Below are 20,188 nucleotides of genomic sequence, written 5' to 3'. Positions count from 1 at the left end.
AGCCCCCGCCGGGTCCGGTCCGGCCGCGCCGGGTCACTTCCACCGGACGCCCGTCACGTCGTTGGCCTGGATCGGGCGGTTGACCCACATGCCCTGCACCGCCGACTTCTGCACGGTGGCCGAGGGAAGCATGAAGAGGAAGCCGTTCACCGCGTCCTCGGCCAGGATGCGCTGCTGCTCGCCATAGAGGGCGTTGCGCTTGGCGCTGTCCTGGGTGCGGTCCAACTCCGCCCCCACGGCGTTGAAGCGCTCGCTTTGGTAGTTGAAGTAGTAGTCGGGGCGCCCGTAGATGTCGATGTCCAGCGGCTCCGTGTGGGCGATCAGGGTCAGGTCGTAATCCTTGCCCTTGAACACCTTCTCCAGCCAGGGCGCCCATTCCATCGGCTCGACCGTCACGCGGACGCCGACCTCGGCCAGCATGGCGGCGATCAGCTCGCCGGAGCGGCGGGCGTAGATCGGCGGCGGCAGGCGCAGCGTCGTCGCGAACCCGTCCGGAAGGCCGGCCTCGGCGAGCAGCGCCTTGGCCTTGTCCGGGTCGTAGGGGTAGAGGCCGGTCAGGTCGACGTAGCCGGCGCGGTGCGGCGGGAAGTGGCTGCCGATGGCCGCCCCGTTGCCGAACAGAACCCCGTCGATCAACGTCTTGCGGTCGATGGCGTGGGCCAGGGCCCGGCGCACCCGCACGTCGTCGAAGGGCTTGCGGGCGTTGTTGGTGCCGAGGATCGTCTCCCCCTCCGTCGTGCCGACCATGACGGTGAAGGCCCCGTCGTCGCGGAACTGGGGCAGCGCCTCGTAGGTGTCGAACTGCGGGAAGCTGTCGATGTCGCCGGCCTTCAGCGCGGCGACCTGGGCCGCCGGGTCGCTGATGAAGCGGAAGGTGACGCGCTCCAGCGCCGGCTTCGGCCCGTCATAGTCGGGGTTGCGCACCAGCACCACCCGGTCGCCGGCCACCCAGCGCTCGAACTTGAAGGGGCCGGTGCCGACCGGGGTCTGCTTGTTGGCGCCCGCCGACTCCGGCGCGACGATGGCGGCGTCGCCCGACGCCATGTGGAAGAGGAACAGCCCGTCCGGCCGCGACAGGGTGACCACCACGGTCCGCGCGTCCGGCGCCTCGACCCCGGCGATGGCCGCGAAATAGCCCTTCTGCGCGTTGACCGACTCGGCGCCACGCGCGCGGTCGAGCGAGAACTTGACGTCCGCCGAATCGGCGTCCGTGCCGTCGTGGAACTTCGCTCCCTTGCGCAGGTGGAAGGTGTAGGTCAGCCCATCCGCCGACACCTCCCATTTTTCGGCGAGGCCCGGCACCACCTTGCCTTCGGCGTCGATGCGGGTCAGCGGCTCGAACAGGTTGGCATAGGTCACCTCGTCGATCGCCGCCGCCGCGCCCGCCGTGGGGTCGAGGTGCGGCGGCTCCAGCCGCATCCCGACCACCAAGTCGGTCCGGAGGGCAGCCTGCGCGAGGACCGGACCGGCGGCCAGCGCACCGGCCAGCCCGAGAACCGCTCCCATGGTGATGGCGAGCGCGGCGCGCCTCTGGCGGTTCGGCATGACGGCTGTTTCCCCCAATCGTTGTCTCGGCGCGGGATGATGCGGTGAAGCCCCGCCCGAGTTCAAGGCCGCAAGCAGGCTTTTCCGCTCGCTTTTCCGCTCAGGCCTCCGCCAGGAAGGCGCCGTACTGGCGGGAAATCGCCTCCACCGCCGTCTCGAACAGCCGCTTGCCATGCTCCGGCGAGGCAAGGCCGGGGGCGGAGCCGATGCGCCCGTCCGGGTGGCGGCGCCGGAAGTCGCGGGCGTCGTAGAAGCCGCCGGGCGACGCGGTCTCCGGGTCCATCGCCGCCGTCTTGATCGACTCGGGATAGGCGTACTGGGTCAGCGAGACCTCGCTGGGCGTGGCGTGGGAGCCCTCCTTGCCGCCGAACAGCTCCCGCGACAGGCGGCCGATCTCCTGGTTTTCCCACCAATTGACCAGGGTGCAGCGCAGCTCCGGTGCCTGCCGGCCGCGCAGGGCGCGGTTCTCCGCATAGATCTCGTAGAAGGCGGCGCGGACCGACGCAACGTTGCCGCCATGGCCGTTGACGAAGAAGAAGCGCTCGAACCCATGCTCGGCCAGCGACATCACATAGTCGCGCAGCAGGGCGATCAGGGTGGAGGGCTTCAGCGTCATGGAGCCGGCAAAGTCCATGTGGTGCACGGCCATGCCCACCGGGATGGTCGGCCCGACCATGGCCCCGGTGGCGTCGCCGACGCCGCGGGCCACGACCTCCGCGCAGATGGCGTCGGTGCCGATCAGGCCGTTCGGCCCATGCTGCTCGGTGGAGCCGATGGGCAGGATGATGCCCTTGGACGTCTTCAGATAGGCCTCGGCCTCGGCCCAGGTGCTGAGAAGAAGCTGCACGGTCCTGGTTCCTTGTTCGGTGTGGTCTCCGCCAAAGATAGGGCAGATCGGTTGGCTTCCCAAAGGCCGCACGCCGACATTCTCTGCGGAATTGAGATGATCGTGTTGAATTTTTTCCAGCTGCCTATACTATCGAGGGAATATGAATCACCCCTCTGCAATCTGGCATCTTTCTGGTCTATGGAGCTGAAATCGTCAATCAATCCACCCGACCGTCCTATACCGAGCCGTCTGCAAGGAACCTATCTTGGATATCAACGCAAAAATAACCGAGAATGGCGACGATTCGCTGGTTGCATATTCATCAAGATTTGAGCATTTTGCTGCCTTAATATCTAACATTTCTGTCACGGTTCTCGGCTTTTTTCTCTTCAAAACATCCGAACTGAATGAACTCAGCGGATGGCTCAGCATCATCATTATTGTATTTGGTTGTATAAAATCAGCTGAAAATTTATCGCTTATGATACATAGTGGGCCGATTATTATAGCAGATAAGAATGGGTTGTTCGTTTATGGCCAAACAGTATCATCAATAAAATGGGTAGACTTCAAATCAGCGGAACACTCTATGATGTGGGGAACAAATGGTATTCCATACACATACAACTTGAGAATTTCCAATGATAGAAAAAATCTTGTTCGGCGAAGCATCAACTCTTTTTATACAAGCCGGGTTATTACGCTCAGCAGCTTCGGCTCCACCGCGTCGGCGAAAGATATCCGGCGGGCTTTGAAGGCCTACGTTCCGAATTTGCTCTGGCACATCGAATCGGACCGAATGGATAAAAATTCCGGGTAAACGCAGCACGATTCCGTCACCGTCCGGTGCCGTCAGCGCGTTTCCCTGGTAAATCGATAGGTCTACACATACAATCGCACGCGGTTTCGCGAGGGTGAGTGCCGGCATGGTTGCGTTGATCAAAATGGCGGCGTCCGGGAGATTGAGGTTCTGGACATCGATGCCCAGGTGCAGATGTCCGACCGCATCGTCGCCTTCACCAATGTGGAACCGATTATACCTTCCCTAACGAATTTGGTCCTTGGCTGGTGGAGAAGAATGAGACGTTTCATAATTAACTTTCTCACCGGAATTGGTACCATTTCGGTCGTCGGATTGGGCTTGTTTTTACTGATTGGACGCAACCGGCCATTTGCGGAGGATCATTTTTCTGTAGTAGGTGCTTTATCGTCTCCTGACAGTCAGCATCAGGCCATAATGTTCGTGGCAGCTGGCGGCGGTGGCATTTCGCCATACTGTGTATCTTATATTTCTGTCATTAAATTAGGATCCGATTTTTCCAGAGCGTTTAATGAAAGGAATCAAGTGTTGGTTTCCGGATGTGATGGGGTTTCTGATTGGAATAATGATGTTTCTTGGACTTCCAACTCTGAACTCCTTATCAAAGTCAATCTGAACGTCGGGGTCCGAGATGTTTCCAACATGCTTCTACGGGGCCATGCGGCTGATCCAGCCATCCGCATTCGTTATAAGCAGTAGGCGAAACCCATGGTCGCCCGCGTCAACACGGTTGCGTTCCAGGGCATCGAGGTTCTGGACATCGACGTTCAGGTGCAGATGTCCGGCGGCATCGTCGCCTTCACCGTGGTCGGCTTGCCCGACAAGGCGGTGGCCGAGAGCCGGGAACGGGTGCGGGCGGCGCTGCACGCGCTCGGCCTCGCCCTGCCGGCCAAGCGAATCACCGTCAACCTCGCTCCGGCGGACGTGCTGAAGGAGGGCAGCCATTTCGACCTGCCCATCGCGCTCGCCCTGCTGACCGTCATGGGCGTGCTGCCCGATCTGGAGATGAGCCGCTATTGCGCGCTGGGCGAACTGGCGCTGGACGGGGCGCTGACCCCGGTGGCCGGAGTGCTGCCGGCGGCGATCAACGCGCTGGCCCACGACCGCGGGCTGATCTGCCCGGAGGCCTGTGGCGGCGAGGCTGCCTGGGCGGGCGAGGGGCTGGACGTGCTGGCGCCGGCCACGCTGCTGGCGCTCATCAACCATTTCCGCGGCCAGCAGGTGCTGACCCGCCCGCGCCCGCGCATCCAGGAGAGCGCCGAGGCGCCGCTCGACCTGCGCGACGTGAAGGGCAACGAGACGGCCAAGCGCGCGCTGGAGGTCGCCGCCGCCGGCTCGCACAATCTGCTGATGATCGGGCCGCCCGGCTCCGGCAAGTCGATGCTGGCGGCGCGGCTGCCGGGCCTGCTGCCGCCGCTCGACCCGGCGGAGGCGCTGGAGGTGTCGATGATCCACAGCGTCGCCGGGCTGCTGGAGGGCGGCAAACTGCTGCGCCAGCGCCCCTACCGGTCGCCGCACCAGTCGGCCAGCCTGCCCGCCCTGGTCGGCGGCGGGTCGCGCGCCAAGCCGGGCGAGATTTCTTTGGCCCACAAGGGCGTGCTGTTCTTGGACGAGCTTCCCGAATTTCCGCGCGGCACGCTGGAGGCGCTGCGCCAGCCGCTGGAGACCGGGAAGGCGGTGGTCAGCCGAGTCAACCAGCATGTGACCTATCCGGCGCGGGTGCAGTTGATCGCGGCGATGAACCCCTGCCGCTGCGGCCATCTCGACGACGCGTCGCTGGCCTGCGCCCGCGCGCCGAAATGCGCCGCCGACTACCAGTCGAAGATCAGCGGGCCGCTGTTCGACCGAATCGACCTGCACATCGACGTGCCCGCCGTTAGCCCTGCCGACCTCAGCCTGCCGCCGCCCGCCGAGGGCAGCGCCGACGTGGCCGCCCGCGTGGCGCTGGCCCGCGCGATCCAGGCGGAGCGCTATGCCGGTTTCGGCCCCTTTCCCGAAGGCCGGGCGGTGCGCACCAACGCCGAGGCCGACGGCGAGCTGCTGGAGAAGGCTGCCGCCCCCGACCAGCCGGGCCGCGCCCTGCTGACCGAGGCCGCGGAGCGGCTGAAGCTGTCCGCCCGCGGCTATCACCGCGTCATGCGCGTTGCCCGCACGCTCGCCGATCTGGACGGCGGGGGCGGCGTGCGCCGCCCGCACGTCGCGGAGGCGCTGGGCTACCGCAGCATCGCCCCCGGTCGATGATGCTTTACTCCGCCGCCACGGCGTTGCCATGGTTGGAATGATGGGTCCGGTCGTGCAGGCAGCGGCGCAGGCGGAAAGCGGTGATGATGGCCAGCGCGCCATAGGCGATCAGGTAGCTGCCCACACCCAGCGCCACGGCCAGCAGGCCCAGCGACGGCAGGACCCACATGCCGAAGCCGAACAGCACCGACAGGGCGCCGGCCACGCCCCAGGCCCATTTGCCGTGGGTGCGGTGCATGCGCCACGCGGTCATGATCTTGGCGAAGCCGGTGATGACCGACCAGGCGGCGATCACGAAGATCAGCGCGAACAGGCTCGCCTCCGGCCACAGCAGGGCCACGGTGCCGGCCACCAGACTGACCACGCCGTCCAGGATGAAGGGCAGGCTGCGCTCCTGCGCCTGGGCGGCGCGGACGCCGCCGACGATGGCGAACAGCCCGTCCATCAGCAGGTAGGCCGCGAGCAGAACCGCCAGGGTGGCGACCGTCGCCCCCGGCAGAAGAAAAGCCAGCAGGCCGAGCATCACCGCCCCGGCACCGCGCAACGCCAACGCCCACCAGTTGCGCGCCAGCAGATCGTTCATGCCCTGGACCCGTCGGGCCTCGTACATCGCCTCCGTAGCCATGTCTCGTCTCCCCTCATCCGTTCGAGTGCACCGGGCGCGGGTGAACGCGCCCTATGCATCACGGCAACAGGATCAGGAGGACTTCGTTGCGGCGGCGGGTTGTTGCAACGGCGGGATTCGCGCGACTTCCGTGCATGCTCGTTGGGGCAGGTCAGTTGCTGCGGCCGTAGTCGCCCTTGCTGGGTTCGATGAAGTAGAAGAGCTTCGAGTCGAACTGCATGCCCTCGCGCGGGTTCATCAGCGCCACCTCGGTCGTCAGCCCCTGGGCGTCCAGCACCCGCCATTTGCGGAGCTGGAAGGGCCGGTCCTCGAAGACCAGGGTCAGGGTGCCCTTGCCGGGGTCCTTGGTCTCGGTCAGGCTGATTTCCACCAGCCCCGGCGCCTGATAGACGCCGGTCACCGTCACGTCGCCGGACAGCCGGATGTTCTTGCGCAGGATGAAGTCGGCCAGCGTGCTGCCGATGGGGGCGCTGGACTGCTGCCGCATCTCCCCGTCCCAATAGAAGATGAAGGCGCCGTCGGCGACGACGAAGTCCTTCACCGGCGGGTCGTACTCCAGCCGCATCCGGCCGGGACGCGCGAGGTAGAAGGTGCCGGCGGTCTGGTGCCCGTTCGGGGCGACCTGCACGAACTTCGATTGCAGCGTGCCAATGCCGTTCAGATAGCTTTCCGCCTGGGCCACCAGCGCCTGGTCCTGGGTGGACAGGGCGGCGGCGCGCGGCGCGGCGAGCGCGGGGTCGAGGACCGCTCCCGCCGAGGTGACGGACAGAGCGACGGCAGCGGCAGCCAGAATGCGGCGGAACGGGATCTTCATGATGCCTGCTAGGTAACCGGACGTTCCGGGCGGAAATGGGGCGCGGCGGTGGTGGTTCCAAGGAGAAAGAGCGCTTTACCCCCTCCCCAACCCTCCCCCTCTTCGAGGGAGAGGGGGCATGGGCGAAGCGGCGGCAGTCCCCTCCACCTCGAAGAGGGGGAGGGCTAGGGAGGGGGCAACCGCCGCTCACTCCTCGATGTTGCGGGCCAGGACCTCGCGCTTGCCGGCGTGGTTGGGCTTGCTGACCACGCCTTCGCTCTCCATCCGCTCGATCAGGCGGGCGGCGGAGTTGTAGCCGATGCGGAGCTGGCGCTGGATGAAGCTGGTCGACGCCTTGCGCTCGCGGCAGACCACCGCCACCGCCTTGTCGTAGAGGTCGTCGCCCGACCCGCCGCCGGCGCCCGACCCGTCGTCGAAGGAGCCGCCGTCCTCGTCGTCCTCCTCGGTGATGGCGTCGACGTAGCTCGGCTCGCCCTGCGTCTTGAGGAACTTCACCACCTGCTCCACCTCGCCGTCGGCGACGAAGGGGCCGTGGACGCGGGTAATGCGGCCGCCGCCGGCCATGTAGAGCATGTCGCCCTGGCCGAGCAACTGCTCCGCCCCCTGTTCGCCGAGGATGGTGCGGCTGTCGATTTTGCTGGTGACCTGGAAGCTGATGCGGGTCGGGAAGTTGGCCTTGATGGTGCCGGTGATGACGTCCACCGAGGGGCGCTGCGTCGCCATGATCAGGTGGATGCCGGCGGCCCGCGCCATCTGGGCGAGGCGCTGGATCGCCGCTTCGATGTCCTTGCCGGCCACCAGCATCAGGTCGGCCATCTCGTCGACGATCACGACGATGTAGGGCAGCTCCTTCAGGTCGAGCGGCTGCTCCTCGAAGATCGGCTTTCCGGTGTCGGGGTCGAAGCCGGTCTGGACGCGGCGGGTCAGCAGTTCGCCGTCGGCGCGGGCCTCGCGCAGGCGGGCGTTGTAGCCCTCGATGTTGCGCACGCCCAGCTTGGACATGTTGCGGTAGCGGTCCTCCATCTCCCGCACTGTCCATTTCAGGGCGACCACCGCCTTCTTCGGATCGGTGACGACCGGCGTCAGCAGATGCGGGATGCCCTCATAGACCGACAGCTCCAGCATCTTGGGGTCGATCATGATGAAGCGGCAGCGGTCGGGCGGCAGACGGTAGAGCAGCGACAGGATCATCGTGTTGATCGCCACCGACTTGCCCGAGCCCGTGGTGCCGGCGACCAGCAGGTGCGGGAAACGGGCGAGGTCGGCCACCACCGACTGGCCGCCGATGTCCTTGCCGAGCGCCAGCAGCAGCTTGCCCGCCGTCTTGTCGAAGACGTCGCCGGCCAGCAGCTCGCGCAGCAGCACCGTCTCGCGCTTGGCGTTGGGCAGTTCGATGCCGATGACGTTGCGGCCCGGCACCACGGCGACGCGGACCGACACCGCGCTCATCGAGCGGGCGATGTCGTCGGCCAGCCCGATGACGCGGGACGACTTGGTGCCGGGCGCCGGCTCCAGCTCGTAGAGGGTGACGACCGGGCCGGGATGGACCTTCTGCACCTCGCCGCGCACGCCGAAGTCGGACAGCACGCCCTCCAGCCTCACCGCGTTCTCGCGCAGCGCCGCCTCGTCCACCTTCTCGCCGCGCACGCTGGTCGGGACGATCTGGAGCAGGTCGAGCGGCGGCAACTCGTAGCCGTCCGCCTCCTCCAGATTGAGGGCGGCCTGCTTGGACGGGCGCCCCTGGTCGGCGGCCTTCGTCTTGCCCCCGGCGGGTGGGGTCACCACCGGAACGGCGCGGGTCTTGGCCTCCACGCGCGGCTCGACGCTGATGGAGTCGGACAGCCGGCCGCGCGGCGCGGCGCGCAGGGTGATGGCGGCACCGTCCTCGTCGGGCGTGTCGTCGAGAGACGGGGCGACGGCCTTCCGGTCCGCGGTGGCGAGGCTGGGCTCCCGGCGCAGCAGGCCACCGGTCTGGTGAACCGCGTTGCGCGCGGCCTCCGCGCCCTTGTCGCGCACGAAGGACATGCCGGCCCGCGCCCCCCGCCCGAGGCGGGCGAGGCCGGCGGCGGTCTCGCGCAGGCTGGCCGCCCATTCGCGGATCGACAGGCCCATGGCGACGAACAGGATCAACCCGCCGGCCACGCCGGCCACGGTGCCGACCAGCGGATTGCCGGGGCCGCCGAACAGCAGCTTGCTGACCCCGTCCAGCAGGACGATGCCGAAACTGCCGCCGGGATGGCCGTTCAGCGGATCCCCGCCTCCGCCGCCCATCCCGGCCAGGAACATGGCGACCAGAAGCACGCCCCACACCGCCAGCACGCTGCGGAACAGCGGATGGCGGATGCTTTTCTGCAGGCTGAGCCGCCAGCCCCACATCATCGGGACCAGCGCCAGCAGATAGGCCGCCCAGCCCAGCGACTGAATCAGGACGTCCGCCAGATGGGCGCCGAACCGGCCGAACAGGTTGTGGATGTGGGCGTCCGCCGCGGGGACCGCGTTCCACGAGGGATCGGCCGGGTTGTAGCTGCCCAGGATGACCATCAGCACCAGACCGACCACGCCCAGCGCGAAGCCCGCCAGCTCGCGCGCCCGTGCCACCACGAAGGCGCGCGTGGCGGGCGAGAAGAAGGGCGGCTTCTCCGGCCGCGCACCGGCGGGCCGTGCTCCGGCGCTTTTGCCGCTTCCGCTGCGGGGGCTTGCGGGTCGTGCCATGGGCAGAAGGTCCTCAAGAACGTGCTGAACCGGACCCGTCCTTCGGGGCGAAAGACCGGGGTGACGTGAGCCGAAACGGGCGGCTCTTATCCCAGGATGCGGGCGATGGTGCTGCAGGCGTGGGCGACCGTCTCGGCGTCGTTCACCAGCGCGATGCGGATGAAGGGGGCGCCGGGGTTGGCCTCGCCGGGGTTGCTGCGGGTCAGGTAGGCGCCGGGCAGAACGCGGATGCCGCCCTCCGCCCACAGGCGGCGCGTCGCCTCCTCGCCGTCGCCGACCTCCAGCCACAGAAAGAAGCCGCCGTCCGGCCGGTAGTAGCCGTAGCGCCCCTTCAGCGAAGCCTCCGCCGCGTCGAACTTGGCGCGGTAGAGCGCGCGGTTCTCCTCGACATGGGCCTCGTCCCGCCACAGGGCGGCGCTGGCCGCCAGCACCGGCAGCGGCATCCCGGCGTTGGAGTAGCTGCGCAGGCGGGTGAAGCGGGACATCAGCTCCGGATCGCCGGCCACGAAGCCCGAGCGCAGCCCGGCGGCGCTCGACCGCTTGGACAGGGAATGGAAGACCAGGATGTTCGCCCAGGGCTTCCCGTCATGGGCCAGCCCCGACGCGACCTGGAGCGCGCCGACCGGCGGTGTGTCCAGATAGATCTCGGCGTAGCACTCGTCCACCGCCAGGATGAAGCCGTAGCGCCGCGCCAGCCCGATCGCCCGCTCCAGATAGGCGGCGTCGGCCGCCGCCCCCTGCGGGTTGGCGGGGGTGCAGAGGTAGAACAGCGCCGTGCGCTCCAGCAGCTCCGGCGTCAGCGCGTCGAGGTCGGGCAGGAAGCCGGTCTCGCGGGTCGAGGGCAGGAACACCGGCTCCGCCCCCGCCAGCAGGGCCGCGCCCTCGTAGGGCGCGTAGAAGGGGTTGGGCATCAGCACCGCCGGCTGGCGGCCCGCCTTGGACGGCGGCACGGCCAGCAGGGCGAGGAGGAACAGCGCCTCGCGCGTGCCGGACACCGGCAGGACCGACTTTTCGGCATCGAACAGCCCGTCCGGCAGGGCGTAGCGGCGGGCCAGCCAGGCGCCCACCGCCTCGCGGAACTCCGGCGTGCCGCCGACCGGCGGGTATTTGCCCCACAAATGGGCGTTGGCGCGCAGCGTCTCGTCGATGACGGCCGGCGGCTGGTGCTGCGGCTCGCCCACCGACATCATGATCGGCTCGGCGTTGGCGCGCGGCGTCACCCCGGACAGCAGGGCCGCCAGCCGGGTGAAGGGGTAGTCGGACAGCCGGTCGAGCCGGTCGTTGACGAGAGCGAAGGTGCCGAGGTCCGGGAGCGACATGCCGCCGAGAATCCTTTCCATGAGGACGGCCCGGGAAGGCCGGGCCGGCCCCGAGGGGCACGGCCCGTCAGTGGCCTCCGGGGGCCTCTGCCCGATACGAAACGGAAACGATCCTACCGGCGGTGGAGTCCCGGCACAAGGGCACAAAACCGGACGAGACCCGGTCAAGGGAAAGCATACGCCGCCCGTTCCGGCGGCCTTAGCGTCACAGCGGAAAGATTGGCGCGCCCGGCCTCAAGTCTCCGGGCAGATCATCGACGCCCTGCGGCAAGAAAAAGCGGACGCGCCTTCCCCCCTCGCGGGAGGGGCCGGGCGATGACGCCCCGCCCGGTCCGCTTCCTCCAGGACGCCTCAGAGGGCTTCGGTGTTGGTCTCGCCGGTGCGGATGCGCACGGCCTGGGCGATGTCCAGCACGAAGATCTTGCCGTCGCCGATGCGGCCGGTGTTGGCGGCCTTCTGGATCGCCTCGACCACCTGCTCGTACTGGTCGTCGGACACCGCGACCTCGACCTTCACCTTGGGCAGGAAGCTCACGGAATACTCGGCGCCGCGGTAGATCTCGGTCTGACCCTTCTGGCGTCCGAAGCCCTTCACCTCGCTCACCGTCAGGCCCTGGATCCCGAGCGACGTCAGCGCCTCGCGCACTTCGTCGAGCTTGAACGGCTTGATGATGGCCATAACCAGTTTCATGTGGCTTCCCCTTGGTATGCGTGTTTGCGGGCCCTTGCGGTCGCCCGGTCCCCCCTCGGCCGATCCCGCCGTGACGGCGGGTTTCCCGAACGTGACTCGAGCGTGTTCGCCTCGACCATAAAAAGCAATGTCTTCAAAAATCGTGCCGGTTGCAGAATCGGCCCTTTTCAGCGGTTTTTGGATGTTTCGCCGATCGATTGGGCAGGTCATGCCTAATAATTACGCAAACCGGGTGCCGCGACGCCGCGCCGCTGGACATCCGGACCGAGCGGAACGATTGTTCGTACCCGTCTACACTGATCGAAGGGCAGCGCCATCATGACCGAATCGGGCACCACCGCAGCGCAGGAGATCACGACCGACGTCGTCGTGTTGGGCGGCGGACTGGCCGGACTCAGCATGGCGGCGGCCCTGGCCACCGCGGGCGTTCCGGTGGTCTGCATCGACCGCGACAGCCCGGACCGGCAGGCGGGGGACGATTTCGACATCCGCACCACGGCGGTCGCCTACGCCTCGATGAAGGTGCTGGAGGGGGCGGGCGTGTGGAAGCACATGGAGCCCTACGCCGGCCCGATCCTGGACATCCGGGTGGCCGACCAGTTCTCGCCCCTGTTCGTCCATTACGACCACACGGAGCTGACCTGGGACGGCAAGAACCAGCCCTTCGGCTGGATTCTCGACAACAAGGACATGCGCCGCGCTTTGTTCGCCCGCGCCAGGGAACTGCCCGGCCTGCATCATCTCGCCCCCGCCCAGGCCGTGTCGATCGAGCGCAGCCGCGCCGGCGCCACGGTGACGCTGGCCGACGGGCGGGTGGTCAAGGCGCGGCTGGTGGTCGGGGCCGACGGGCGCCGCTCGCTGGCGCGGGAGAGCGCCGGGATCAAGCTGCGCACCTGGGCCTACGACCAGACCGCGATCATTTGTACGATCCGCCATTCGGAGCCGCACAACGGCGTGGCGGTGGAGCATTTCCTGCCCAACGGCCCCTTCGCCGTGCTGCCGATGACCGAGAACCGTTCCTCCATCGTGTGGAGCGAGAAGCGGTCGCTGGTCGACATGTATCTGAAGCTGCCCGAGGACCAGTTCATCGACGAGTTGACCCGGCGTTCGGGCGGCTATCTGGGCGACATCGAACTGGTGACCCGGCGCGACGCCTGGCCGCTGTCGGTCCTGCTGGCCGAGCGCTTCATCGCGGAGCGCGTCGCCCTGATCGGCGAGGCGGCCCACGCCATCCACCCCATCGCCGGGCAGGGGCTGAACCTGGGCCTGCGCGACGTGGCCGCTCTGGCCGAGGTGATCGTGGACGCCCACCGGCTGGGGCTGGACGTCGGTTCGCCGGAGGTGCTGGCGCGCTTCCAGCGCTGGCGCCGCTTCGACACGGTGCTGCTGGCCGTGGTCTGCGACGGTCTGGTCCACCTGTTCTCCAACAACATCCCGCCGATCAAGCTGGCCCGCGACGTCGGCATGGCCGTCGTCAACCGCCTGCCGCCGCTGAAGCGCTTCTTCATGAAGCACGCGATGGGCGTGGTCGGCGAACTGCCGCGGATGATCAAGGGCGTGCCGCTGTAAGGCGCCGCCCGCCCGTCATCCCAGCCCGTACTCCGACAGCGCCTCGTACACCGCGGCCCCCTTGCCCAGGTGGCTGCGGTAGAGCGTGAAGTGATCCACCCGGATCGGACCGGCGCGGAACATCCCGCGCTCCTCGACGAAGCGCCCGATCCGATCCTTCGGCGCGTCCTTCAGCCGGGCGAGCGTGACGTGGGGCGAGAATTTGCGCTCCTCCGCCGGCAGGCCGCAGCGGACCAGCGCCGACTCGACCTTGGACTGGAGGTGCGACAAGGCGTCGCTGCGCTCCACCCCGGCCCAGAGGACGCGGGCGTTGCGGCCGCTGCCGTACACGCCCACGCCGTCCAGGACCAGATCGAAGGCCGGCGCCGCGATCTGCGCCAGCGACTCGTCGATCTCCGCCGCCTGATCCTCCGGCACCTCCCCGATGAAGCGGAGCGTCAGGTGCAGGTTGTCCGCGTCGGTCCAGCGGGCGCCGGGCACGCCGCCGCCCAGCCCCGCCAGACGCCGGCGCACCTCCTCCGGAAAATCGAGGGCGACGAAGAGACGGATCATTGGCGTTCCGGAATGGTTACGGGCAGGGGTCGGGATAGCGGGCGTTGACCGCCTCGATGTCCTTCATCACCTCGTCCGACAGCGTGACGTCCACCGCCGCGATGTTGGACTTCAGGTCCTCCATGGTCGTCGCGCCGATCAGCGAGGACGCCACGAAGGGCTGCTGCAGGGTGAAGGCGATGGCCATCTGGGTCGGCGACAGGCCGTGGCGCCGGGCGACGTCCAGATATGCGCGGGTCGCCGCGTCGGCGTTGACGGTGGCGTAGCGCGACTTGCGGTGATCCAGCGCGCGGCGGGTGCCGGCGGGAACGGCGCCGTCCAGATACTTGCCGGTCAGCGTGCCGGCGGCCAGCGGCGAGTAAGCCAGAAGCCCGACATCCTCGCGCAGAGACACCTCGGCCAGACCCTGCTCGAAGGTCCGGTTCAGCAAGCTGTAGGCGTTCTGGATCGAGGCGACGCGCGGCAGGCCCTTGTCCTCCGCCAGCTTGAGGAACTGCATCACCCCCCAGGGCGACTCGTTCGAGACGCCGATGTGGCGGACCTTGCCGGATTTCACCAGCTCGTCGAGCGCCGCCAGAGTCTCCTCGATGGGCGTGCCGTCCTTCTCCGGCCGATGGACGTAGTTGCGCGCGCCGAAACGGTTGGTCGACCGGTCGGGCCAGTGGAGCTGGTAGAGGTCGATGTAGTCGGTCTGGAGCCGGCGCAGGCTGGCCTCGACCGCCGCGAAGATGTTGGCGCGGTCGAGCTTCGCCTCGCCGTTGCGCACCCAGGCGAAGCCGCCGTCGGTGGCGCCGACGACTTTGCTCGCCAGGATCACCTGGTCGCGCTTGCCGTTCGCCTTGAACCAGGTGCCGATCACCTCTTCCGTACGTCCGTACGTGTCGGCGGTCGGGGGGATGGCGTACATCTCCGCCGTGTCCCAGAAATTGACGCCCTCGCCGAGCGCGTAGTCCATCTGGGCGTGGCCTTCGGCCTCGCTGTTCTGGCGGCCCCAGGTCATGGTGCCCAGGCCGATGGCGCTGACCGACAGGCCGGTGCGGCCGAGCGGACGGTATTGCATTTGGTTGTGGTCCTTAAAGGAACAGGGTGAGCACGCCCGTGTATCCGTACAGGCGGGCGTTGGAGATCTCGCCGCTGGCGAAGAAACCGGCCAGCGGGATGTCGCCGAAGGTTTCGCGGATCAGCGCCAGTTCCTGGCTGCCCTCGCCGAACAGGCTGGGGCCGCGGGCGATGCAGCTGACGTAGAGGGCGCCCTTCGGGGTGGTCTTCACGCGCTTCTTCAGATTGGCCAGCATGCGCCGCATGTCGGACTCGGCGCTCTGCTGGTCGCGGCGGGTGAACAGGATGGGCTGGCCGCTCTGCACATGATGAGCGACGGCGATCCAGCCGGCGCGCGGGTCGATGGCGATCAGGTCGCGCACCAGATAATCCGCCGTATCGCTGCCGGCGATCGGCAGGCCGGCGAAGATGTAGCCGGACACCCGCTTGAGGTCGCGGGCCAGCAGTTCGCCGATGTCCTCCTTGAAGACCTCCAGCGCCGGGCGCCCGTCGATCTCCAGGACGACGTTGTCCTCCGCCGCGGTGATGGTGCGCACCGGGCCGATGGGCGTGCAGCCCTGGCTGAGGCCGGTGGCGACCGGCACCTGCGGCGCGAACAGCACGCCCGACACGCCGCCGTCGGCCACCGGCCCGCCGACCATCGTGGCGGTGTTGCCGGGGATGGTGAATTGCGGGAACTCCGACCGCGAGGCCGACAGGCCGCCGACCAGGAAAGCCCCGGTCGATTCCGCCAACGAAACGACCAGCCCGGCCAGATCCTGGTGGCGCGGGTCGGCGTGGGCGAGCGCCAGCATGGCGCCGTGCTTGTCCAGCCAGCCGCCGGCCATGCGGCGCAACGGCTCCATGTCGCCCGACACCACCGGGAACAGACGGAACCCCTCCGGCGGCAGGCGGGCCACCATCACGGCGATGCCCGGCTTGTCGAAGATTTCCTCGTCGTTGGCGCAGACGCCGATGCCGACCGTGCCCACCCAGTCGCGGATGCCGGTGACGCCGCGCAGCAGGGTGACCATGCTCGTCGCGTGCTCGGCCAGCGCGTCGGTGATGTAGAGGAAGCCGAGGTTGCAGCCCTCCACCGCGCCGAGTTCGTCCAGGCACGACTTGACGACGGCGCCCCATTCGGTGCCGGTGGCCGATGCGGCCTTGAAGTGGGTCTCGGTGGTGGCGCTGTCGCCGGCCAGGGTCGCCATGGGTGTCAGTCTCCGCTTTTGGCGATGCCGTCCAGAAGGCGGGCGACGTGGGGCGTGATGCGCTCCACGATCACCTTCACGCCGGCCGCGTTGGGATGGATGCCGTCGGGCTGGTTCAGCGCGGCGTCGGCCGCCACGCCGTCCAGGAAGAACGGGTAGAGCTGTACGTCGTACGCCTTCGCCAGATCCGGGTAGATGGCGTTGAAGCGGTCCCCGTACGCGCGGCCCAGGCTGGGCGATGCGTACATCCCGGCCAGCAGCACGGGCAGCTTCTCGCCGGTCAGCCGCTTCAGGATGGCGTCAAGGTTGGCGCGCGCCGCGGCGGGGGCGAGCCCGCGCAGCATGTCGTTCGCCCCCAGCTCCACCAGCACGGCGTCCGGCTTGTCGGCCAGCGCCCAGTCGAGCCGCGACAGGCCGCCGGCCGTGGTGTCGCCCGACACGCCGGCGTTGACGACGGTCACGTCGTAGCCCTTCGCCCGCAGCGCGGCCTGCAACTGCACGGTGAAGGCCTGCGCCTCGGGAAGGCCGTAGCCGGCGGTCAGGCTGTCGCCGAGCGCCAGCAGGGTGTAGGGCCCTTTCCCCGCACCCGTCTGGGCGGACGCGGGCGCGGTCATGCCAATTCCCACGCCGATTGCCGCAACGACGGCGAGAGCGGCCAGCCCCGACCGAAGGAGGGCCGTGTTGAAATGGCGGCGCACCATGCCATATGGCGTGAGGTTTTCCCGCCCGTTCCCCCGCCCGTTCCAGAGACGCATGCCAATGTCCCGACCCGATTCCGTTGAGTCCACCATCGTCGAACTCGACGAGGTGCATCTGAGATTGGACAGCGCGGCCGGACCCGTCAACATCCTGAGAGGCTTGAATCTCCGCATCCAGCCCGGTGAACGGGTCGGCGTGGTCGGCCCGTCGGGCTCCGGCAAATCGACCATGATGATGGTCATGGCCGGTCTGGAACGCCCCACGGGCGGGACCGTGCGCGTGGCCGGACAGGATCTGGGCCGGCTGGACGAGGACGGGCTTGCGCGCTTCCGCCGCGACCATGTGGGGATCGTCTTCCAGGCTTTCCACCTCGTGCCGACGATGACCGCGCTGGAGAACGTCGCCATCCCCCTGGAATTCGCCGGGGCCGCCGACGCCTTCGACCGCGCGCGCTCCGGGCTGGAGGCGGTCGGGCTGGCCCACCGGCTGAGCCACTATCCGGGCCAGCTCTCCGGCGGCGAGCAGCAGCGCGTCGCCCTGGCCCGCGCCTTCGTCGCCGAGCCGTCGCTGCTGCTGGCCGACGAGCCGACCGGCAACCTCGACATCGGCACCGGCGCCACCATCGTGGAGCTGCTGTTCGACCTTGCCGAGCGGCGCGGCACGACGCTGGTGCTGATCACCCACGACCCCTCCCTGGCCGACCGCTGCGACCGGACCGTGCGCCTGATGGATGGGCGCATCGTCGACGACGGCCTCGCCGCCCGCGCCGAACGCGAGCGCGTGGCGGGGGACTGAGATGTCCGGGGGGTGGTCGCGCCGCGCCCCCCTCCCAACCTCCCCCCGCTTTCGCAGGGGGAGGAGATTAAAGCCCTCCCCTGCGAAGCGGGGGAGGGTTGGGTGGGGGCCCGACAAGACCACTCCCCACCACCACCCCACGCCGGACAGCCCCATGACCAACCTCGCCCTCGCATTCCGTCTGGCCCGCCGCGAGCTGCGCGGGGGGCTGAAGGGGTTCCGCATCTTCCTCGCCTGCCTGACGCTCGGCGTCGCGGCCATCGCCGCGGTCAACTCCGTGTCCGGCGGCGTGCTGTCGGGCCTGCAGGCGGACGGACGGGCGATCCTGGGCGGCGACGTCGCGCTGCGCCAGATCTACGCGCCGCCGACCGACGAGCAGCGCGCCTGGCTGGAACAGGCCGGGCGCCTGTCGCAGTCGGTGGACATGCGCGCCATGGCCCGCTCCGCCGACGACGAACGCTCCACGCTGGTCGAGCTGAAGGCGGTGGACGACGTCTACCCGCTCTACGGCTCCGTGGCGCTGGCGCCGGAGGGTGACCTGCACACGGCCCTGGCCAACCGCGACGGGCGCTGGGGGGCGCTGGTCGAGGACGGGCTGCTCGACCGGCTGGGGCTGAAGACCGGCGACACGCTGCGGCTGGGCGAGGGCGAATTCGCCGTGCGCGGCGTGCTGACACGCGAGCCGGACCGCGCGTCCAACGGGGCCTTCTCGCTGGGCCCGCGGGTGATGATCGGTCTGCCGTCGCTGGAGGGCACCGGCCTGCTCCAGCCCGGCAGCATCGTCTATTGGACCGCCAAGCTGGCCCTGCCGCCGGGCACCGACGTGGCGGCGTGGCAGTCGGCGCTGACGGCGCGCTTCCCCGACGCCGGCTGGCGGGTCCGCGACTTCACCAACGCCTCCCCGCAGATCGAGCGCTTCATCGACCGCATGACGCTGTTCCTGACGCTGGTCGGGCTGACCGCCCTGCTGGTTGGCGGGGTCGGCGTGGGCAACGCGGTGCGCAGCCATCTCGACTCACGCGCCCGCACCATCGCCACGCTGAAATGCCTGGGCGCGCCGGGCGATCTGGTCTTCCAGGTCTATCTGCTGCAAATCCTCGCCCTGTCCGGGCTGGGCATCCTGCTGGGGCTGCTGCTCGGCGCGGTGGCGCCGCTGGGGCTGGGGTCGCTGCTCGATCAGGTGCTGCCGGTGCCCACCCGGATCGGCGTCTACCCGGGCGCCCTGGCTCTGGCCGCGCTCTACGGCCTGCTGACCGCGCTGACCTTCTCGCTGTGGCCGCTCGGCCGCGCGCGGGAGGTGCCGGCGGCGGCGCAGTTCCGCGACGTGGTCGCCCCCGCCGGGGGCCGCCCGCGCGCGGTCTATCTGGCGGCGATGGCGCTGACCGTCGCGGCTCTGGCCGGGCTGGCCGTCGCCACCGCCCACAACAAAATGTTCGCCGCCTGGTTCGTCGGCGGTTCCATCGCCACCTTCATCGCTTTCCGCGTGGCGGCGTGGCTGGTGGTGCGCGGGGCCGCGGCGGCGGGGCGGCCGCGCCGTCCGGGGCTGCGGCTGGCGCTCGCCAACCTGCACCGGCCGGGCAACCCGACCGGGGCGGTGGTGCTGTCGCTCGGCCTCGGCCTGACGGTGCTGGTCGCCATCGCGCTGATCGAGGGCAACTTCTCCCGCCGGGTCAACGAGACGATCCCGAAGGACGCGCCCAGCTTCTTCTTCGTGGACATCCAGCCCGACCAGTTCGAGCCGCTGAAACAGACGCTCTTCGCCCTTCCCGGCACCAGCGGGTTCGAGGCGGTGCCCAGCTTGCGCGGGCGGATCGAGACGGTGAACGGCCAACCGGCGGAAAAGGCGCTGGTCAACCCCGAGCAGTCCTGGGTGCTGTCCGGGGACCGCGGCATCACCTATTCCGCCAAGCTGCCCGAGCATTCGGAGATCGTCGCCGGCTCCTGGTGGCCGGAGGACTACAAGGGGAAGCCGCTGATCTCCATCCACCAGAACGTGGCGAGCGCCTTCGGCATCGGTCCCGGCGCCACCATGGGGATCAACGTCCTGGGCCGCACCATCGAGGCGACGGTCGGCAACGTGCGCGCCGCCGACTTCTCGACGCTGGCCATCAACTTCGCCCTGGTCTTCGCGCCGGGCACGCTGGAGCGGGCGCCGCAGACCTGGATCGCCACCATCCGCAGCACGCCGCAGGCGGAGCCGGAGGTCCAGCGCTCGGTCCTGCAGCGCTTCCCCAACGTCACGCTGGTGCGGGTGAAGGACGCGCTGGACACGGTGGGCACCATGCTGGGCCACATCGGCACGGCGGTGCGCGTCACCGCCGGGATCACGCTGGCCGCCGGCACGCTGGTGCTGGCCGGCGCGGTCGCCGCCGGGCACCGCCGCCGGGTCTACGACGCGGTGGTGCTGAAGGTGCTGGGCGCCACGCGGGCCGACGTGCTGAAGGCGTTCCTGCTGGAATATGGGCTGCTCGGCATCCTGACCGCGGCCATCGCCGGGATCATCGGCACGATCACCGCCTGGGCGGTGATGACTTTCCTGATGCGCTGGGACTGGACGTTCCTGCCGTCGGCGGTGCTGACCACGGCGCTGCTGAGCACCGCGATCACGCTGGCCTTCGGCTTCCTCGGGACGTGGCGGGCGCTCGGCCAGCCCTCCGCCCCGCTGCTGCGCAACGACTGACACCGGCGGCGGACACCGGCGAGGACACCGGCGGTCACTGGAGTGACCG

Annotated in this window: 17 protein-coding genes; 6 read left to right on the top strand and 11 right to left on the bottom strand. The window is 68.8% G+C overall.

Translation table 11 applies throughout. The features are described from left to right. Positions 1-33: 33 nt before the first annotated feature. Positions 34-1,545 carry an ABC transporter substrate-binding protein gene (locus tag FBZ83_RS11450; protein WP_145682640.1) on the bottom strand — a complete coding sequence of 504 codons (1,512 nt, stop codon included), beginning with the start codon at positions 1,543-1,545 and terminating at the stop codon, positions 34-36. 100 nt (positions 1,546-1,645) lie between these two features. Then, entirely contained in the window at positions 1,646-2,392 is a 747-nt protein-coding gene (locus FBZ83_RS11445) for a creatininase family protein (RefSeq protein WP_137139492.1), read from the bottom strand. Between the two features lie 247 nt (positions 2,393-2,639). Here FBZ83_RS11445 and FBZ83_RS11440 point away from each other — a divergent pair, with 247 nt between their 5' ends. The 3 genes from FBZ83_RS11440 (at position 2,640) to FBZ83_RS11430 (ending at position 5,435) form a co-directional block, all read left to right on the top strand. Then, entirely contained in the window at positions 2,640-3,194 is a 555-nt protein-coding gene (locus FBZ83_RS11440) for a hypothetical protein (protein ID WP_145682638.1), read from the top strand. Between the two features lie 174 nt (positions 3,195-3,368). Next, positions 3,369-3,893, top strand: coding sequence for a hypothetical protein (locus tag FBZ83_RS11435; RefSeq protein ID WP_145682637.1), 525 nt, complete (start codon positions 3,369-3,371; stop codon positions 3,891-3,893). Positions 3,894-3,902: 9 nt separating this feature from the next. Beyond that, the gene (locus FBZ83_RS11430) at positions 3,903-5,435 is read left to right on the top strand and encodes a YifB family Mg chelatase-like AAA ATPase (protein WP_145682634.1); all 1,533 of its coding nucleotides are present in this window, start codon (positions 3,903-3,905) and stop codon (positions 5,433-5,435) included. 4 nt (positions 5,436-5,439) lie between these two features. Here FBZ83_RS11430 and FBZ83_RS11425 read toward each other — a convergent pair whose 3' ends face one another. The 5 genes from FBZ83_RS11425 to glnK form a co-directional block, all read right to left on the bottom strand. Beyond that, the gene (locus FBZ83_RS11425; RefSeq protein WP_145682633.1) at positions 5,440-6,060 is read right to left on the bottom strand and encodes an HdeD family acid-resistance protein; all 621 of its coding nucleotides are present in this window, start codon (positions 6,058-6,060) and stop codon (positions 5,440-5,442) included. 151 nt (positions 6,061-6,211) lie between these two features. Then, positions 6,212-6,874 (bottom strand): LolA family protein, encoded by a 663-nt coding sequence (locus tag FBZ83_RS11420; RefSeq protein ID WP_137115439.1) that lies wholly within the window; start codon positions 6,872-6,874, stop codon positions 6,212-6,214. Between the two features lie 186 nt (positions 6,875-7,060). After that, a complete protein-coding gene (locus tag FBZ83_RS11415) occupies positions 7,061-9,586 on the bottom strand; it encodes a DNA translocase FtsK (RefSeq protein WP_145682631.1) in 2,526 nt (841 codons plus the stop codon). Between the two features lie 86 nt (positions 9,587-9,672). Further along, positions 9,673-10,905, bottom strand: coding sequence for an aminotransferase class I/II-fold pyridoxal phosphate-dependent enzyme (locus FBZ83_RS11410; RefSeq protein ID WP_247888267.1), 1,233 nt, complete (start codon positions 10,903-10,905; stop codon positions 9,673-9,675). 351 nt (positions 10,906-11,256) lie between these two features. Further along, positions 11,257-11,595, bottom strand: coding sequence for a P-II family nitrogen regulator (gene glnK / locus FBZ83_RS11405; protein ID WP_035670687.1), 339 nt, complete (start codon positions 11,593-11,595; stop codon positions 11,257-11,259). Positions 11,596-11,913: 318 nt separating this feature from the next. Here glnK and FBZ83_RS11400 point away from each other — a divergent pair, with 318 nt between their 5' ends. Beyond that, positions 11,914-13,164, top strand: coding sequence for a UbiH/UbiF/VisC/COQ6 family ubiquinone biosynthesis hydroxylase (locus tag FBZ83_RS11400; protein WP_145682627.1), 1,251 nt, complete (start codon positions 11,914-11,916; stop codon positions 13,162-13,164). Positions 13,165-13,179: 15 nt separating this feature from the next. Here the strand turns inward: FBZ83_RS11400 and thpR are convergent, their stop codons facing one another. From thpR to FBZ83_RS11380, 4 genes are read right to left on the bottom strand one after another with little or no spacing between them, the layout of a single operon-like run. Then, the gene (gene thpR, locus FBZ83_RS11395; protein ID WP_145682625.1) at positions 13,180-13,716 is read right to left on the bottom strand and encodes an RNA 2',3'-cyclic phosphodiesterase; all 537 of its coding nucleotides are present in this window, start codon (positions 13,714-13,716) and stop codon (positions 13,180-13,182) included. A gap of 16 nt (positions 13,717-13,732) precedes the next feature. Further along, positions 13,733-14,776: an NADP(H)-dependent aldo-keto reductase gene (locus FBZ83_RS11390; RefSeq protein ID WP_145682623.1), complete on the bottom strand. Its 1,044-nt coding sequence runs from the start codon at positions 14,774-14,776 to the stop codon at positions 13,733-13,735. A gap of 13 nt (positions 14,777-14,789) precedes the next feature. Then, positions 14,790-15,965: an FIST signal transduction protein gene (locus FBZ83_RS11385; protein ID WP_145682621.1), complete on the bottom strand. Its 1,176-nt coding sequence runs from the start codon at positions 15,963-15,965 to the stop codon at positions 14,790-14,792. A 5-nt stretch (positions 15,966-15,970) separates the two neighbouring features. Further along, positions 15,971-16,579 (bottom strand): arylesterase, encoded by a 609-nt coding sequence (locus tag FBZ83_RS11380; protein WP_247888266.1) that lies wholly within the window; start codon positions 16,577-16,579, stop codon positions 15,971-15,973. Between the two features lie 145 nt (positions 16,580-16,724). Between FBZ83_RS11380 and FBZ83_RS11375 the strand changes: the two genes are divergently transcribed. Both FBZ83_RS11375 and FBZ83_RS11370 read left to right on the top strand, forming a co-directional pair. Next, on the top strand, positions 16,725-17,459 hold the full coding sequence (locus tag FBZ83_RS11375) for an ABC transporter ATP-binding protein (protein ID WP_145682619.1): 735 nt from the start codon (positions 16,725-16,727) through the stop codon (positions 17,457-17,459). 154 nt (positions 17,460-17,613) lie between these two features. Further along, positions 17,614-20,139, top strand: coding sequence for an ABC transporter permease (locus FBZ83_RS11370; RefSeq protein ID WP_145682617.1), 2,526 nt, complete (start codon positions 17,614-17,616; stop codon positions 20,137-20,139). Positions 20,140-20,188 lie beyond the last annotated feature (49 nt).

This window comes from Azospirillum brasilense (assembly GCF_007827815.1).
In the GTDB taxonomy this organism is placed as follows: domain Bacteria; phylum Pseudomonadota; class Alphaproteobacteria; order Azospirillales; family Azospirillaceae; genus Azospirillum; species Azospirillum brasilense_C.
This window is presented reverse-complemented; position numbering and strand designations above follow the sequence as displayed.